The sequence below is a fragment of the Janthinobacterium sp. GW822-FHT07H10 genome, assembly GCF_058798675.1.
Window position 1 is genome coordinate 497,821 of the sequence record NZ_JBXAKS010000004.1, and the last position, 15,882, is coordinate 513,702.

A 15,882-nucleotide genomic window follows, 5' to 3' on the forward strand; every position below is an offset into this window, starting at 1 on the left:
ACATGAACATCTATCCAGTGATCTTGTCGGGAGGCTCCGGTAGCCGTCTATGGCCGCTGTCGCGCCAGGCGCTGCCCAAGCAATTGTTGCCGCTGGTATCGAGCCAGACCCTGCTGCAGGAAACCGTGCTGCGCGTGCGCGACCTGGGCGCCGTCGGGCTGACGGTCATGCCGCCGCTGCTGGTGTGCGGCAACGAGCACCGTTTCATGGTGGCAGAACAGCTGCGCCAGATCGGCGTGGCGCCGCTGGCCATCCTGCTGGAACCGCTGGGGCGCAACACGGCGCCGGCCATGGCGGCCGCCGCGCAGTATCTGCTGGCGCGCGATGCCGATGCCCTGATGCTGGTCTTGCCGGCCGATCACCTGATCGGCGACGTGGCCGCGTTTCACCGGGCGATCGCGCAGGCCGCGCCGCTGGCGGCCGCGGGCGCCCTGGCCACGTTCGGCATCGTGCCGACCGCCGCCGAAACGGGTTACGGCTATATCCTGGCCGGCGCCGCGGTGCCCGGCTCGGCGCAAGGGCGGCAGGTCGAGCGCTTCGTGGAAAAGCCGGACTTGCCCACGGCCCGCGCCTTGCTCGCCGATGAGCGCTACCTGTGGAACAGCGGCATGTTCCTGATGCGCGCCGCCGCCTGCCTCGGCGAGTTGCAGGCGCTGGAACCGGCCATGCTGGCCGATTGCGAGCTGGCCGTCGCGCACGGCTGCCGCGACCTCGACTTTTTCCGCCTGGAGCCGGCCGCCTTTGCCCGCTGCCGCAGCGTCTCGATCGACCATGCCGTGATGGAGCACACGCAGCGGGCCGTCGTCGTGCCGGCCGCCATCGGCTGGAGCGATATCGGCTCCTGGTCGGCCCTGTGGCAAGCCTTGCCAGGCGATGAGCATGGCAATGTCGTGCGCGGCGATGCCTATCTCGATGGCGCGCACAATTGCCTGGTACGGGCCGGCAGCCGCATGCTGGCCGTGCTCGGGGTGGACGACCTGGTGGTCGTCGAGACCGATGATGCCGTGCTGGTCGCGCACCGCGACCAGGTGCAGCGCGTGCGGCAGGTGGTCGAGCACCTGGAGCGTCATGCGCGCACCGAGCATGTCCAGCACCGCCTTGTGTACCGCCCCTGGGGCAGCTACGAAGGCATCGACATGGGCGAGCGCTTCCAGGTCAAGCGCATCGTCGTCAATCCCGGCGGGCAGCTGTCGCTGCAGATGCACCATCACCGCGCCGAACACTGGGTGGTCGTGCGCGGCACGGCCCGCGTCACCTGCGGCGAGACCGTCAAATTACTGACGGAAAACGAGTCCACTTACATTCCCATCGGCATGACGCATCGCCTGGAAAACCCGGGCAAGCTGCCGCTGCACCTGATCGAGGTGCAGACGGGCAGCTATCTGGGGGAAGACGATATCGTGCGCTACGCCGACGCCTACCAGCGCGCCTGAGGTTCAGGGCACGCGGTGCATCACATCCGGCGTGCAGCCGCTCTTGACGACCTTGCCAGGGTTGCCCACGACGATGGAATACGGCGGGATGTCTTCCGTGACGACGGCGCCGCCGCCAATGCGGCTGCCGCGCCCGATGGTGATGCCGCCCGTGATGATGGCGTGCGGGCCGACCCACACCTCGTCTTCCAGGGTCGGGTAACCGGTGATGCGCTGGCCATCCTTGGCAATGCGGTCGCTGCGGCCCAGCGTGACGCCATGGAACAGTGTGACATTGCGGCCAAGGACGGCGCCCGGACTCATGACCATGCCCCAACCGTGGGTGAGGGAAAAGCCGGCGCCGATCTGCGCCTTCCACGGGAAGTCCACGCCCGCCCGGCTGGCCGCGTAGCGATGCAGCAGCTTGCAAAAGGGCAAGAACATGGGCCACAAGCCGCCCGCCTGCGATGCCGCCTGGCAGAGGCGGGCGGTGGCGACGACACGGAAGGTCCTACTGAGTAAAATTTGCTTGAAGGTCAAGCCCCAGCTGCTGCGACCGAATTGCCGATACGTGTCCGCCTTTAATGCTGTCCAAGTTGCCATACAGTCACCATGTTTCCCATCCTGTTGTCGTTGGCACTGATTATATCTTTACTATGTTTGTGCATGCCGCGATAAAAACCGGCATCCAAATTTGATGCCATAAAGAAATTATTCATTAAAAAAAGAATAATGCAATAAATTGCTTTATGCTATCATTCTCACTGGTTAAATTAATTCAATTCTCGTGGGCAACTTATAGCCTGCAATTACGTTTGGTGGAGTCGCATGAAGAAACATATTTGCTCAGTCGTGGCCACCGTGGCATTTGCCGGTGCCGCCCTGTTTTCCCAGGCCGCCGCAGCCGCCGTCGTCGACATCAGCTCCGTGCCGACGGCCGTGACGCTGGCGAATGGCGGATCGCTGACCTTTGGCGACAAGTTTAAATCCGGCAACAAAGACAACTTTTTCAACGATCATTTCACGTTCAACGTGGCGCAGCTCAGCAATGTGAACCTGGTGGTGACGTCGACCAGCACGAGCGCGGCGAATGGCTTGAACCTGACGGGCCTGGGCCTGTACGACAGCGCCAACCACAGCCTGCTGCAGGGTGCGCAGGTATTGACGGGCAAGGATGACAAGTGGACCTTGTCCTTTGCCAACCTGGCAGCCGGTTCTTATTACGTCAAGGTCAGCGGCAACCTCGTTTCGGGTGCGGGCGCTACCTTCAGCGGCAATGGCAGCCTGGTGTCGGCCGTGCCGGAACCGGCAAGCTACGGCATGCTGCTGGGCGGCCTGGGCCTGCTGGGCTTCCTGGCACGCCGTCGCCAGAAGTCTGCCTGAACACCGCGGCATCGCTCCCTTTCCGCATTTTTATCCTGCGGCCAGCCTGTGCCGGCCGCTGTTTTCTTGGTGAAAAGTATGAACAAAATTCTCAAATCCCTGTTCCTGGCGATCATGCTGGCCGGCAGCAGCCTGGGCGCGCAAGCGGCCCCCGTCGACATCAGCCACGCGCCCGTCGACCTGACGCAGGACTTGCTCGATTATTCGGGCAGCAACCTGTTCGGTTCGTTTACGCTGGCGCCGGGCCAGTTGGCAGGCGCCGAGCACAACTTCTTCAGCGACAAGTTCCTGTTTACCTTGACGGGTAGCAATGATTTCAGCGGCCTGGCCACTTCCCTGAAGCCGAGCCTGAACTCGGGCCTGACCTTGACGGGCTTCAGCCTGAAAAACGCCGGCGGCATCGTCTTGCAAGGCGCGCTGGACCTGGTGAACTTCACGGCGGCGGACCAGGCCTGGGTCCTGTCGTCCAACGCGGCGCCCCTGAGCGCTGGCGATTACTTCCTGGAAGTCAATGGCTACGTGGCTTCAGCCGCCGGCGGCAGCTATAGCGGCAACGTGTCGGTCAATCCCGTGCCGGAACCGGAAACCTATGCCATGCTGCTGGCAGGCCTGGGTCTCGTGGGCTTCATGGCGCGCCGCCGCAAGCAGCAGGCGTGATGGCCGTGGCGTGAATGGAAAAGCGGAGGCCTCGGCCTCCGTTTTTTTTGGGCCCCGTTTCCGGGGCCATGTTCGCGGCTATAATTGTTGGCACTATTGGCGGCCGGCAAACGGCCGTTTTGATCAATCGCACGTGTATCTTGCCACGGTATCCCCATTGCGTATTTCACTCTGTCTGTCGCTGGCATTGCTGGCCAGTAGCGCCCATGGCGCCGAACCTGCCGCCGCGCCCGGCTTGCAGCCGTCACAATTGGCCATCGTCATCAATGATGCAGAGCCGAACAGTATCGAGGTGGGCGAATATTACCGCCAGGCGCACGCCATTCCTGCCGCCAATGTCGTGCATGTGCATATCCCGAACCGGCCGCGCAAGCTGAGCATGGACCAGTTCGCACAACTGAAGGAGCGCATCGACAGCCAGCTGAAGCCGGGCATCCAGGCCGTGCTGATGGTGTGGAGCGCGCCGTATGCGGTCGAGTGCAATTCGATCACGTCGGCCTTTACCTTGGGGTATGACGGCGGACAGTGCGCGAAGAGCTGCGGCGCCGGCAAGGCCAGCACCTACTTCAACAGCAATACGGGCCAGCCCTTCAGCCAGCTGGGCCTGCGTCTGTCGATGTTGCTGCCCATCGATTTTGTCGAAGAGGCCAAGGCGGTCGTCGACCGCGGCACCGCCAGCGGTTTTGCCGTGCCGGCCGCCAGCGCCTATTACCTGAACACGAGTGAAGGCGCGCGCAACAGCCGCGCGGCATTTTTCCCGCCTGCCGGGATGGTGCGCCAGCGCAAGCTGACGATCAAGAACATGAAGGCCGATGTGCTGGAAGGCGCACAGGACATCATGGTGTACCAGACGGGCATGGCGAAGGTGGACAAGCTCGACACCTTGCGCTTCCTGCCGGGCGCCCTGGCCGACCATCTGACCTCGTTCGGCGGCGATTTGCAGGGCACGGCGCAGATGAGCAGCCAGCGTTGGCTGGAGGCGGGCGCGACCGCCAGTTATGGCACCGTCAGCGAGCCCTGCAATTATTGGCAGAAATTTCCCAACCCCACGGTGCTGCTGCGCCGCTACCTGAGCGGCATGACGGCGCTCGAAGCGTACTGGGGCAGCGTCGCCTGGCCGGCCCAGGGCTTGTTCATCGGCGACCCCCTGGCGGCGCCCTACGCCAGCTTCCGTCGCTGACGGCAAGCTGGCATGACGGCAGGCGAAAAAAATGGCTCGTACGAGCCATTTTTTTTTATGCCTTGCCGTTGCGTCGGCGGCCGATCCAGCTCAGCAGTCCCAAGCCTGCCAGCAGCATCACATAGGTTTCCGGTTCCGGCACGGGAGGAATCGGCGGCACCACGACGCCATTGCCGCCCGTGTCGATCGTGCCGCCGCCACTGCGGTCGAAGCCGCCGCCGGCGCCGCCGCCGCCGATGCCGCCGCCACCGGCCGGTGGCGCGATGCCGCCGCCCGACGAGACCAGCAATGGCTCATACACGTCGCCGGCGGGCAGGCCGCGGCCAGCGTGATAGCCGCGGCCCTCGATGGCCGGTTCTTCCTGCGCATACACGAAGTCGCGGCTGCCGAAATGGTGTTCGCCGGTGCTGCTCAGCAGGCTGGCGCTGCCGGCGTAGCCTGCATCGGCAGGCTGGCCCAGGGCGTTGGCCAGGCGATGGTTATTGCCGGAAAATGCCGGCGCGCGCAATACCTGGTCGGACTCGCCCGTGCCGAATTCGGGCGTCGAGCCGACACCGTCATTGCTGCGCGTGCCAAAGTTGACGAAACCATTCGCCAGGCTGCAGGCGCTGCTTGAACTGTCGGGGTTGAATTCGGCGCCCTTGCCACCGCCATCCGCATTGCCCGCTTCGCAGCGCTTGCTGTCCGCATTGGCCTGGGGCGCCGTGCTTTGCGCCTGGGCCATCCCTGCCGACATGAACAGGGCTGCCGCCATGGCGGCGCAGAGAACGGAATATTGCTTGCTTGGTTTGAACATGGTGTATCTCTTCAGAATGCACCCGAGCGTCGCGCTGGTGCGCTGTCCGTTCGTGATGCGATTAATGTTGCTACCGGTAATGCGACCTTTATGTGCATGGCCGGATGTGCATTCCAAGAGGCAAGCGAGGCTGGGGCTTGCTCTCATTGTCGCGGTATCGTTGTTGCGAAGCTGGTTGTTGTTATCAGGAACCAAACTTATTTGCCTTAAATATATCACATTTTTCCTGGCAGCGTCTTTTTGGCCTGATCGGCCGTGCTGCATGTTGTTCAAAAAATACGTTTCACCAGGCATCAGAAGAGGCCGAAGGGCAAGGTTTTTACGCCGTTCGGATTAATCAAATGTCATCAAGTCGTCATCGTGGACGTTTAATATGCAAATAACAAGTCTGAAATACTTTTGTTAATTGTCGTGCGCCGGCCGACCATCCGGGACCGGCGCCATTTATTTACCGACCGGGATACTCATGCACACCTCGTTCTCCCCCTTGCGCGCGCCCCTGCGCCTGACCGTCATGGCCGCCTTGCTGGCCGGTCTGTCCGTGCCGGCCCTGGCCGCTTCCGATATCGTCATCAGCCAGGTCTATGGCGGCGGCGGCAATAGCGGCGCCTTGTATACCAACGACTTCATCGAAATTTTCAACCGCGGCGCCAGCCCCGTGAATGTGAACAACTGGAGCGTGCAGTACGCGTCCGCCGCGGGCACCACCTGGGCCGTGACGGCTTTGCCGGCTATCGACTTGCAACCTGGCCAGTATTTGCTGGTCCAGCAAGCCAAGGGGGCGGGGGGGACGGCAGCGCTGCCGACGCCGGACGCCACCGGCAGCCTGGCGATGTCGGGCACGGCGGGCAAGGTGCTGCTCAGCAATAGCAAGACGGCGCAATCGGGCGCCAGCCCGACGGGTGCGGCCGTCATCGACCTGGTCGGCTTCGGCACGGCCAACGGTTACGAGGGCAATGTGGCGCCCGCGCCATCGAATACGCTGTCGATTTCGCGCGCCAATGGCGGCTGCGGCGACACGGACGACAACGGCGCCGACTTTAGCAGCGGCAGTGTGACGCCGCGCAATACGGCATCCGAACGCCACGTCTGCGGCGGCCCCGTGGTGCACCAGATCATCACCAGCTGCCCGGCCAGCCTGGCGCTGGCCGCAGGCAATGGCGGCAACGCCGTGCTGCGCGCGTCCGACATCGATGGCGTCGTCAATGCCGCCATCCTGACTTCGCCGGCCGTGGCCGGCATCAGCCTGGCCGGTTTCAGCGCCGCCGGCGTGGCCGGCGAGAGCGCCAGCGTCAGCCTGCTGGTGGCAGCGGGCGTACCGGTGGGCAACTATCCCGTCGTCGTGCAGTTCGGCAACGACCAGCAGCAGACGGCTTCGTGCCGGATCGACGTGGCCGTGCAGGGACTGGCGGCCGTCAGCCACACGATTCCGCAAATCCAGGGCAGCGGCGCCACCAGCCCGTACGCCAATTCCGTGCAGACGACGGAGGGCGTGGTGACCCTGAAAGTGGGCACCGGCTTCTTCCTCCAGGATGCGGCCGGCGATGGCGATCCATCGACTTCGGACGGCATCTTTGTCTACACCGGCGCGAACACCACCACCGTGCAGCCGGGCGAGCTGGTGCGCGTGACGGGCACGGTCTTCGAATATACGCCGTCGGGCGCAAAGAATTCCTACACGGAATTCAAGGACGTGACGGCCATCCTCACGCAAAGCGCGGGCCACAGCGTCGTGCCGGCGAATGTAACTTTGCCAAACGACAACTTGGGCGCCGTGGAAGGCATGCTGGTGCGCTTCACGCAGCCGTTGACCGTGTCGCAAAACGCCTACCTGGGCGCGCGCGGCGAGCTGACCCTGTCGGCAGGACGGCGCGAAGTGCCGACCAACCGCCATCCGGCCGGTTCCGCCGAGGCGCAAGCCTTGATCGCGGCCAATGCGAACAACCTGATCGTGCTCGATGATGGCATCTTTGTCGCACCGCCGACGATACCGTATATCGGCCAGGATGGCACCGTGCGCAGCGGCGACACGGTATCCGACCTGACGGGCGTGGTCGATTTTGGCGCCATCGGCGGTGGCGGCGCCGCCTATAAACTGCAGCCGACGCAAACGCCGCAGTTCTCGCGCGACAATCCGCGCGCCGGCGCGCCGGAATTGGCCGCAGGTAACGTGAAAGTGGCGAGCGCCAACGTGCTGAACTTCTTCACGACCTTTACGAATGGCAACAACGTGTTTGGCCAGACGGGGCAGGGCTGCACCGTCGGTTCGTCGACCACGAAGAGCAATTGCCGCGGCGCCGACAACCTGGCCGAGTTTGTGCGCCAGCGCGACAAGATCGTGGCCGAGCTGAAAGCCATCGACGCGGACGTGGTGGGCTTGATGGAAATCCAGAACAATGGCGAGACGGCCGTCACCTACCTGGTCGAGCAGCTGAACGCGGCCATCGGCGGCGTCACGTACGCGGTGGTGCCGAAGCCGGCCGCCACGGGCACGGACGCCATCCGCGTGGCGATGATCTACAAGCCTGCCAAGCTGGGCCTGGTGGGCGGCGCCCTGTCGGACGCGAATGCCATCAACAACCGTCCGCCGATGGCGCAAACTTTCCGCGCCGGCAATGGCGAGAAATTCTCGCTGATCGTCAACCACCTGAAATCGAAGGGCAGCTGCCCGTCCGGCGGCGGTCTTGATGCGGATCAAAACGACAGCCAGAGCTGCTGGAACGCCACGCGCGTGCAGCAAGCGCAGCGCCTGGTGGGCAGCTTCGTGCCGCAGGTGGCCGCTGCGGCCGGCGACGCCGACGTGCTGGTCATCGGCGACCTCAACTCGTATGGCGCGGAAGACCCGATCCAGGTCATCACGGGCGCCGGCTTCGTCAATGAGCTCGAGCGCTTCGTGCGGCCGTCCGGCATGCCGTACTCGTACGTGTTCGGCGGGCAGAGCGGCTACCTCGACCATGCCCTGGCCAGTGCTTCGCTGAGCCCGCAAGTAGCCGGCGTGGCTGAATGGCATGTGAATGCGGACGAGCCGGAAGTGATCGACTACAACATCGACTCGGCCAAGCCGCAAGACTTGTACAACGCCTTGCCGTACCGCGCCTCGGACCACGATCCCGTCGTCATCAGCCTGGACCTGCAGCCTGCCTACCGCGACATCACGGCCGGCGTGGCGCAGGCCAGCTCGGGCTTGACCTTCAACCGCGTGACGCAAAAGTACACGGGCACCTTCTCCTTCACCAACACGGGCACGGCCGCCATCAACGGGCCATTCCAGGTCGTGTTCGGCGGCTTGCCGGCCGGCGTGACCCTGGCCAACGCCACGGGCAGCCATGCGGGCGCGGCGTATGTCAGCGTCAACGCGGCCAGCCTGGCGCCTGGCGCGACGGCCTCGTTTGCCGTCAGCTTCACTAACCCGTCGAAAGTGACGATCAATTACTCGGCCAGCATCTTTGCCGGCAACTTCTAAGGACCTCATCATGTTTGCATCGACACTCAACCTTACCCTGCGCCGCGCCGTGCTGGCCGCCTTGCTTGCCGGCAGCTCCAGCGTGGCGCTGGCCGATCCGCTCGGCTACCACGTGGAAATCGACACGAGCCAGTTCTCGGGCGCCGGTTTCCTCGACTTCGCCTTCATCGCCGGCAACAGCCCCGCACCGGGCGCGACCGCGACCCTGAGCCAGTTCACGGGCGCCTTTGGCGCGCTGGAAACGCAGGAGGGCAGCGTCAGCGGCAGCGCGCCGGGGACCTTGACCTTCGGCAATAGCGGCGCCTACAACGACTGGTTCCAGAACGTGACGCTGGGCGGCAAGTTCGCCTTCAATATCGTCTTTGGCGGCGACTTCCTGAACACGGCAGGCAATGCGGGCACGACCTTCGGCGTGGGCTTGCTCGACGCCACGGCCACGTCTTACCTAGGCAACGTGAATGGCAACCTGCTGCAATTCGAACTGACGCCGCTGAACGGTGGCTTGCCAGCGAGCATAGCCGGCAGCACGTATGCGAGCATCGCGTCGATCTCGGCCGTGCCGGAAGCGTCGGAATGGATGATGCTGACGGGCGGCCTGGCGCTGATCGGTTTCGCCTTGCGCCGGCGCCGGGCGGTGACGCCAGCCTAAGCACCGTCTTTCCAGCTTGAACACAGCGCGCCCTCGGCCCGCTGTGTTTTTTTTCGCCATTTATTTGTAAAAACTATAAATCAGGAAACTAAATTGTATTAGTCAGCGTTTTACGCTTGATGCATAGTAAAAACTTGTCGAGCAGTCTAGTTTTTCATGGACTGCCGCCAACTTTTTCCGGAGGATGCATCGATGCCTGGCCATATCCTGGTGCTGGACCCCGCGCCAGCCATGCAAGCGTTGCTGGCGCATAACCTGACGGGCGCCGGCTACCGCGTCAGCTGCGCCCCGGACGCGCGCGGTGCGCTGGCGCTGCTGGCGGCCGCTGCGCCGGACTTGCTGCTGCTGGAATGGGAATTGCCGGACGCTTCCGGCATCGCGCTGCTGCGCCAGGTGCGCCAGGATGGGCTGCTGTGCGACTTGCCCATCATCATGGCCAGTGCGCGCGACAGCGAGCACGACAAGGTGCTGGCACTCGAGAGCGGCGCCGACGATTACCTGTGCAAGCCCTTCGGTCCCCGTGAAATGCTGGCCCGCGTGCATGCGCTGCTGCGCCGGCGCGCGCCCTCGGCCCTGCGCGGGACGGCGGCCACCGCCTTGCGCCTCGATCCGCACACCTTGCGCGTGACGGCAGGCAGCGTGGCCGTCAACCTGGGGCGCGTGGAATTCAAGCTGCTGCATTTCCTCATGGGCCATCCGGGCCGCGTGCATAGCCGCGCGCAACTGCTGGACCAGGTATGGGGCCATGCCGCCTACCTCGACGAGCGCACGGTGGATGCCCATGTGGGGCGCTTGCGGCAAGCGTTGCAGCCGGGCGGCTGCGGCCACCATATCGAAACCGTGCGCGGCAGCGGTTACCGCTACCTGGCAGCCGATGCGGCTGTCTGCGCATGATATTGCTGACGGGACGCGAACAGGAGTATCTGCTGCATGCCATCGTGGGCGCGCATGGCATCGTCGCGCCCAGCGATTTTTTCCTGTGGAGCCAGGGGCCGCTGCAAGCCTTGCTGCCGCACGCCATCCTCGTCTGCGCGCAGCTGGGCGCCGATGGGAGCGTGCTGCGCAGCGAGGCGTGGCACAGCTGCGTGCTCGATGCCGCGCAGTTGCGCGACATCAACGATATACGCGATGGCCAGGTGGCGCGCCTGGCGCAGGCCTGGCGCGCGGGCGGCCAGAAGGCGGCCGTTATCGGGCAGGTCTTGGTGCATGGCAATGCGGCGGCGGGGGGCGGCAGTTTTTTCGCCTTGTTCGCGCTGTCGTCGGCCGATGCAATGCGGCAAACCTACATGCTGGAATTGCTGCTGCCCTGCCTGCATATGCACTGGCTGGCGCTGCAGGACAGCGGGCGCACGTCCATGGCTGGCCCGGCCGCGTCGCGCGCGGCCAGCGCGCGCGAGCTGGAAGTGCTGCATTGGGTGCGCGAGGGAAAAAGCAACGATGAAGTGGGACAAATCCTCGGCATCAGCGGCGCCACCGTGAAAAGCCATTTGCAGCGCATCTATAAATTACTGGGCGTGAGCAACCGCATGCAAGCCGTGTCGCGCGGCATCGCGCTGCGCCTGCTCAGCCACTAGCGCTGGTCCCGCGGCGTGGCCTGCTGCCTTCCATTGCCATTGCCGCCGTCGCCGTGCGTGTATTCGATGGTGCTCAGCGACACCTGCGCCACGTCCGGGCTGGCTCTCAGGCGCGCCACCTCGTCCGGTGTCAGCATGGCCGCGAAGCCGTTCAGGGTCACCGTATAGCGGTATTGCACGGGGGCCTTGGCCACCAGCGCCAGCACGGCGCGCTGGCGCTCTTCCAGGTAAGCCGTGTAGCGGCGCGCCGCCTCGCTGCCCGTGTCCAGGCGCCGGCCCTGGACGAGGGTGGGGGCCAGGCCCGCCACGCCGCCCGTGTACGAGGCCAGCGGCGCATCCGTCAATTGCACGATATAGGCGTGTCGCGCCTGCTGCGCCGGCTTGTGCTGGTCCGCCTGCGCGGCGCCGGCCATGCTGCTTACGCCGGCGATCGCGGCTAGTATCCAGTGTTTCGAGGGCATGGCATGCTTTCCAGGCGTAGGGGAGGTACCTGTGCTGCCGATTCTACGCCTGTATCTGCGGCGCTACCGGCCGCACATAAAAAAACGCGCCCCGCAGGGCGCGCCGTGTTGCCGTTGGAACGAGGTGCTTACAGCTTGGCGTCCGCTTTCACGTTGCGCAGGCTCGGCACTGCCAGCGGCAGCGGGCTGTTGGTTTCCACCGACAGCACGGTGGTGGAAGCCGCCGCGTTGTTGCCATCAAGGAAGACCACGCCGCCGAGGTAGCGCTTGCCCGTTTCCAGCGCCGACCAGCTGACGCCGGCCGTGGCGCTGCCGCCCACATACACTTTGCCTGGCAGGGTGGCTTTCAGGTTGCCGCCCTTGTCGGCCGTCGTGACGACGGCCGACGACAGGCCGAAGCCGGTCGACGCGCCATTCGCCAGCTCGTAGCCGACCACGCACAGCTTGTAGTTGCCCGCCGCCGGGGTGGTCACGGTGATCGCCTCGTTCGAGCCGGCCGTGGCCGAGGTGGCGACGGTCGCGCCGGCGCTGTTGAGCAGCAGCAGGTCGAGGTCATTGCCGGCGCCTTCCGTGGTGTCGCGGTCGAAGGTTTCGAAGCGCGCCACCACCGTGCTGGCGGGAATGCTGACATTGACCACGCGCACGCCGCTGGCGCCCGCCTTGCAGGCGGTGGCCATCTGCGCCAGCGTTTCCACGCTGCCCGGCACGGCCTGGCTGATGGTTTGCGCGCTGCGCGTCACTTCCTTCAGGCCGCCCGTCGCTGCGCCGACCTTGCCGGCAAAGCCGGTGGACAGGGTCAGCGAACGCAAGCCGCTGACCTTGTCGGACTGCAGCAATGCCGGCGACTGCACCGCGCGGCCCGAGCGGGCCGTGACGGGGCTGCGCACCGTGTGCACGCCGTCGCTCCAGACGAGCGCACCGTATTGCCATGCGTTGTCCGGCGCCGTGGTGCGCGTCAGGGTCACGTTGAAGGATTTGGTTTCGCCCGGTGCCAGCACCAGGGTGGCAGGCGCCACCGCCACGCTGTAGCCGCTGATCGAGGCGCTGGCCGTGTAGGTGGCGCTGCTGCTGCCCACGTTGGTGACGCGGCGCGTCACCGTTTGCGTGCCCAGCACGTTGGCGATGGTGATCGACGGCACGTTCAGGTTGTAGCCGGCGATCGTGCCGCCCGCGCATTCGGCCGTCATGCCGACGCCGCACATGTATTTCTTGTAGTCGGCCAGGCTGGCGTCGTACACGAGGCCCGGATCCGTGGCCTTGTTCGGCGTCACGTGGCCGGCGCCCTGGCCCCATGGCAGGATGCCGCGCGCGTCGCCGGTCTGGATGTCGGGCAGGGTGGTGCTGCCGGTGGTCATCAGGGCCGACTTGATGGCGGCCGGGCTCCAGTCAGGATGCTGCTGGCGCAGCAGGGCGGCCAGGCCGGCGACGTGCGGGCTGGCCATCGACGTGCCCTGCAGGAAGATGTAGGCTTGCGCCGGCACCAGGCTGCCATCCTGCACGGCGTCGCGCTGCGCGCGCGACAGGGCAGGCGAGCCGCCGGCCAGGATGTCCACGCCAGGCGCCGTGACGTCGGGCTTGAGCAGGTTGGCGTCGTACAGGTTCGGGCCGCGCGACGAGAAGTCGGCCACCACGGGCGCGGCGGGGCCGTTGCCATTGGTGACGAAGCGCGAGATGGCCGCCTTGGCCACGCCCGTTTGCGCCTGGGCGTTGATCAGCGCGCCATCGGCGGCGCTCACGTGCACGGCCGGCAGCACGTGCGGGTCGGATACCAGGCCCACGCCCGTGTCGACCAGCACCATGCCGGCGCCGCCCGCTTCCAGCACGGCGACGCCCTTGTCGGTGCGCGCCGTGGTGCCGCGCAGGCAGCTGACGACCTTGCCGGCGACCTTGGCCGGGTCCAGCAGGGCGACGCCGCCATTGTCGCCGGCGCGGTAGCACAGGGCCAGCTTTTGCGCATCGGCGCCGGGCAGGCCCGCGTCCTGCGCGCGGATCAGGGTGGTCGCCGGCAGCGGGTTGTAGTTGAGCGAGGCGCCCGTGTAGCTGGCGCCGTTGCTCAGGGTGACGTTGGCCTGGTTGGCGCGGTTGTGCGTCGAGGCGGCCACCGTCGTGATCCATGGGCTGACGTGGGCTACCGTGTTGGCCGGGCCCGCGTTGCCGGCCGATGCGGCAACGAAGACGCCCGCATTCGAGGCATGCAGGAAGGCTTGCTCGACGGGATCGTTGACGCTGCCGCCGCCGCTGATCGAGTAGTTGATCACGTGTACGCCATCCTGCACGGCTTTTTCGATCGCCGCCACGCTGTCGCCGCCGTAGCAGCCATTCTTCGCGCCCGTGGGCTGGGTGGCCAGGTTGTAGGACCAGCAGACTTTGTAGACGGACAGGCGGGCGCGCGGCGCGACGCCGGAAATCGCGCCCAGCGGCGAACCGTTCGCCGTGACGGGCACGCCCGCATTGCCGCCCGCGGTGGACGAGGTGTGCGTGCCGTGGCCGCCTTCGCCGCTGGGGTCGCCCACGGAATCGCGCGGCGACGTGAATTCGCTCCAGTGCTGGATCTTGTCCGTCTCGGTCAGGCGCACGGCGTTGAAGTATTGCGCGCCGAGCAGCTTGTTGTTGCAATGGGCTTGCGTAAAGCCTTCGCCCGCCTGGCAGCTGCCCTTCCAGGCGGCTGGCGCGGCGCCGTAGGCCAGGGTGGCGTTCGGGTCGAAGGTCGGGGTGCCGTTGGCGTCGACCTTGTCCGCATACGACAGGTTTTCCGGCCACACGCCGCCATCGACGATGCCGATGATGATGTCTTCACCCGCATGCTGCTTGCCGCCCAGCTGGCTCCACAGGCCGCCCGGCTGGTCCAGGCCCAGGAAGGTCGGCGTGTAGTTCGTCTGCAGGGTGCGCGGCTCGTCGGGGGCGATGCTGGCCACTTCGCCGCTGGCCTGCAGCTGGCGCACTTCGGCGTCGGTCAGCAGGGCGGAGAAACCGTTGAGGACGATCTTGTACTGGTATTGCACGGGCGCGGCGGCGACGAGGGCCTGTACCCGCGCCTGTTTCTGCTCGAGGTAGTCGCCGTACAGCTGCACTTCCGCGCTGGCCAGGTCGAGGCGGCCGCCGGCGGCAGGCTGGGTCGCGCCCAGGCCTTCCACCGAGCCGGCGTAGGAAGCGATCGGTTTATCGGTCAGTTGCACGATGTAGGGGCGGCGCAGGTCGTCGGCGTGGGCCTGGAAGCTCAGGCTGGCAAACAGGCTCAGCACGGCGAGCGAAATGGGACGCAAAGCGGGACGGAATGTCATGAGGATTTCCTGTAACGGTAACGGTAGCGTAAGGGGACGAATCAGGCTTGCTGGCGGCGGCGCGCCGCGAAACCGATGCTTGCCAGGCCCAGCAGCAGCATCGCGTAGGTCGATGGCTCCGGTACCGAGGCGACGATATTGTCGAGCGCAAACTGGCCCTTGTTGGTGCTGAAGGCGCTGCAACTGCCGGCCGTGTTGCAAGTGAAGCCGAAGAAGGCCAGCGAGGCGAATTGCTGGCTGCCGAAGTTGGCGCTGGTGTTGTAGTGCTGGAACTGGAAGTTGCCGCCGACGGGGCCGCCCAGCTGATACGTTTCATAGATGGAAGAGCCGTTGGCATAGAAGCCTTGCACGCGCAGCAGGCCGGCCACCGCCGGGTAGCTGACGCCCTGGGCGTAGCCGATGAAGCTGGCGTCGAAGCCTTGCAGGCTGACGCTGCCGCCCGGGTTCAGCGGATCGAGGTAGACGATGCCGTCGTTGAGCGAGGCATAGTAATTGCTCGTATTGTTGGTCGGGCACGCCATGCCGCAGGCGGCCGGGTCCGTGCCATCGAACACCGCGCCGACCAGGTCGCCATAACTGGCGCCGGTGACATTCGAAGCGCCCGTCAGCAGGAATTTGCCGACTTCCAGCGCGTCGCCATGGCCGACGAACTGGCTATCGAGATTGTCGAAGTTGATCACGTCCGCGATGGCGGCGGGGGCGCAGGCGACGGACAGGGCCAGGATGGCGGCACCAGTCAACTGCTTGGCCGAGAAGGGACTTGCTGCGGAAGCTGCCTTCGAATGCACAATACGAGTCATGAATTTTCCCTTGGTGATTATGTAGGATGCAATATGTTTTGCGTCTTGGGTGTTCTTTGCTGCGCGGACGGATAAGACCAATGCGCAGAAAATTGATTTTTACTATAGCAAAAGAGGCAATTTGATTGTTCGATATTCTTTCAAATTTAATTTGAAAGTTACAAATAATGAATGAATAAAATTCATCACTTACTATGAATTGCTAACCAAGAGTAGATAGTTTCCG

13 protein-coding genes are annotated in these 15,882 nt (G+C 65.0%); 8 read left to right on the plus strand and 5 right to left on the minus strand.

The window, feature by feature from the left end; genetic code table 11:
* The first annotated feature begins 2 nt into the window (after positions 1 to 2).
* Positions 3 to 1,433: a mannose-1-phosphate guanylyltransferase/mannose-6-phosphate isomerase gene (locus AC1RDJ_RS12930; protein WP_071324832.1), complete on the plus strand. Its 1,431-nt coding sequence runs from the start codon at positions 3 to 5 to the stop codon at positions 1,431 to 1,433.
* A 3-nt stretch (positions 1,434 to 1,436) separates the two neighbouring features.
* Here the strand turns inward: AC1RDJ_RS12930 and AC1RDJ_RS12935 are convergent, their stop codons facing one another.
* On the minus strand, positions 1,437 to 2,015 hold the full coding sequence (locus AC1RDJ_RS12935) for an LbetaH domain-containing protein (protein ID WP_071324831.1): 579 nt from the start codon (positions 2,013 to 2,015) through the stop codon (positions 1,437 to 1,439).
* Between the two features lie 225 nt (positions 2,016 to 2,240).
* On the opposite strand from AC1RDJ_RS12935, the gene AC1RDJ_RS12940 reads away from it, so the two are divergent.
* From AC1RDJ_RS12940 to AC1RDJ_RS12950, 3 genes are all read left to right on the plus strand, one after another.
* The gene (locus tag AC1RDJ_RS12940; protein ID WP_071324830.1) at positions 2,241 to 2,795 is read left to right on the plus strand and encodes an FxDxF family PEP-CTERM protein; all 555 of its coding nucleotides are present in this window, start codon (positions 2,241 to 2,243) and stop codon (positions 2,793 to 2,795) included.
* A gap of 78 nt (positions 2,796 to 2,873) precedes the next feature.
* Complete coding sequence (locus tag AC1RDJ_RS12945) at positions 2,874 to 3,452, plus strand: FxDxF family PEP-CTERM protein (RefSeq protein WP_493027638.1); 579 nt, start codon at positions 2,874 to 2,876, stop codon at positions 3,450 to 3,452.
* A gap of 157 nt (positions 3,453 to 3,609) precedes the next feature.
* Positions 3,610 to 4,632 carry a TIGR03790 family protein gene (locus AC1RDJ_RS12950; protein ID WP_071324828.1) on the plus strand — a complete coding sequence of 341 codons (1,023 nt, stop codon included), beginning with the start codon at positions 3,610 to 3,612 and terminating at the stop codon, positions 4,630 to 4,632.
* 55 nt (positions 4,633 to 4,687) lie between these two features.
* Here AC1RDJ_RS12950 and AC1RDJ_RS12955 read toward each other — a convergent pair whose 3' ends face one another.
* A complete protein-coding gene (locus AC1RDJ_RS12955) occupies positions 4,688 to 5,428 on the minus strand; it encodes a PEP-CTERM sorting domain-containing protein (protein WP_232250948.1) in 741 nt (246 codons plus the stop codon).
* A 466-nt stretch (positions 5,429 to 5,894) separates the two neighbouring features.
* Between AC1RDJ_RS12955 and AC1RDJ_RS12960 the strand changes: the two genes are divergently transcribed.
* The 4 genes from AC1RDJ_RS12960 to AC1RDJ_RS12975 all read left to right on the plus strand — a co-directional run bounded on the left by AC1RDJ_RS12960 (position 5,895) and on the right by AC1RDJ_RS12975 (position 11,114).
* The gene (locus AC1RDJ_RS12960; RefSeq protein WP_493027639.1) at positions 5,895 to 8,891 is read left to right on the plus strand and encodes an ExeM/NucH family extracellular endonuclease; all 2,997 of its coding nucleotides are present in this window, start codon (positions 5,895 to 5,897) and stop codon (positions 8,889 to 8,891) included.
* Positions 8,892 to 8,901: 10 nt separating this feature from the next.
* Entirely contained in the window at positions 8,902 to 9,540 is a 639-nt protein-coding gene (locus AC1RDJ_RS12965) for an NF038129 family PEP-CTERM protein (protein ID WP_289888675.1), read from the plus strand.
* Positions 9,541 to 9,732: 192 nt separating this feature from the next.
* Positions 9,733 to 10,434, plus strand: a complete 702-nt coding sequence (locus tag AC1RDJ_RS12970) for a winged helix-turn-helix domain-containing protein (protein ID WP_071326633.1) — start codon at positions 9,733 to 9,735, stop codon at positions 10,432 to 10,434.
* Positions 10,431 to 11,114, plus strand: coding sequence for a LuxR C-terminal-related transcriptional regulator (locus AC1RDJ_RS12975; protein ID WP_493027640.1), 684 nt, complete (start codon positions 10,431 to 10,433; stop codon positions 11,112 to 11,114). The genes AC1RDJ_RS12970 and AC1RDJ_RS12975 overlap by 4 nt, the downstream gene beginning before the upstream one ends.
* On the opposite strand, the gene AC1RDJ_RS12980 is transcribed toward AC1RDJ_RS12975, so the two are convergent.
* The 3 genes from AC1RDJ_RS12980 to AC1RDJ_RS12990 all read right to left on the minus strand — a co-directional run bounded on the left by AC1RDJ_RS12980 (position 11,111) and on the right by AC1RDJ_RS12990 (position 15,656).
* Positions 11,111 to 11,575: a protease inhibitor I9 family protein gene (locus AC1RDJ_RS12980; protein WP_493027641.1), complete on the minus strand. Its 465-nt coding sequence runs from the start codon at positions 11,573 to 11,575 to the stop codon at positions 11,111 to 11,113. The genes AC1RDJ_RS12975 and AC1RDJ_RS12980 overlap by 4 nt on opposite strands.
* A 128-nt stretch (positions 11,576 to 11,703) precedes the next feature.
* On the minus strand, positions 11,704 to 14,856 hold the full coding sequence (locus AC1RDJ_RS12985) for a S8 family peptidase (RefSeq protein ID WP_289888678.1): 3,153 nt from the start codon (positions 14,854 to 14,856) through the stop codon (positions 11,704 to 11,706).
* Positions 14,857 to 14,897: 41 nt separating this feature from the next.
* The gene (locus tag AC1RDJ_RS12990) at positions 14,898 to 15,656 is read right to left on the minus strand and encodes an NF038120 family PEP-CTERM protein (RefSeq protein WP_493027642.1); all 759 of its coding nucleotides are present in this window, start codon (positions 15,654 to 15,656) and stop codon (positions 14,898 to 14,900) included.
* Positions 15,657 to 15,882: the final 226 nt, after the last annotated feature.

Excerpts from the sequence above, each read along its gene's own strand:
- AC1RDJ_RS12930 (WP_071324832.1), top strand. The coding sequence starts at position 3 with ATGAACATCTATCCAGTGATCTTGTCGGGAGGCTCCGGTAGCCGTCTA.
- AC1RDJ_RS12935 (WP_071324831.1), bottom strand. The coding sequence starts at position 2,015 with ATGGCAACTTGGACAGCATTAAAGGCGGACACGTATCGGCAATTCGGT.
- AC1RDJ_RS12940 (WP_071324830.1), top strand. The coding sequence starts at position 2,241 with ATGAAGAAACATATTTGCTCAGTCGTGGCCACCGTGGCATTTGCCGGT.
- AC1RDJ_RS12945 (WP_493027638.1), top strand. The coding sequence starts at position 2,874 with ATGAACAAAATTCTCAAATCCCTGTTCCTGGCGATCATGCTGGCCGGC.
- AC1RDJ_RS12955 (WP_232250948.1), bottom strand. The coding sequence starts at position 5,428 with ATGTTCAAACCAAGCAAGCAATATTCCGTTCTCTGCGCCGCCATGGCG.
- AC1RDJ_RS12960 (WP_493027639.1), top strand. The coding sequence starts at position 5,895 with ATGCACACCTCGTTCTCCCCCTTGCGCGCGCCCCTGCGCCTGACCGTC.
- AC1RDJ_RS12965 (WP_289888675.1), top strand. The coding sequence starts at position 8,902 with ATGTTTGCATCGACACTCAACCTTACCCTGCGCCGCGCCGTGCTGGCC.
- AC1RDJ_RS12970 (WP_071326633.1), top strand. The coding sequence starts at position 9,733 with ATGCCTGGCCATATCCTGGTGCTGGACCCCGCGCCAGCCATGCAAGCG.
- AC1RDJ_RS12975 (WP_493027640.1), top strand. The coding sequence starts at position 10,431 with ATGATATTGCTGACGGGACGCGAACAGGAGTATCTGCTGCATGCCATC.
- AC1RDJ_RS12980 (WP_493027641.1), bottom strand. The coding sequence starts at position 11,575 with ATGCCCTCGAAACACTGGATACTAGCCGCGATCGCCGGCGTAAGCAGC.
- AC1RDJ_RS12985 (WP_289888678.1), bottom strand. The coding sequence starts at position 14,856 with ATGACATTCCGTCCCGCTTTGCGTCCCATTTCGCTCGCCGTGCTGAGC.
- AC1RDJ_RS12990 (WP_493027642.1), bottom strand. The coding sequence starts at position 15,656 with ATGACTCGTATTGTGCATTCGAAGGCAGCTTCCGCAGCAAGTCCCTTC.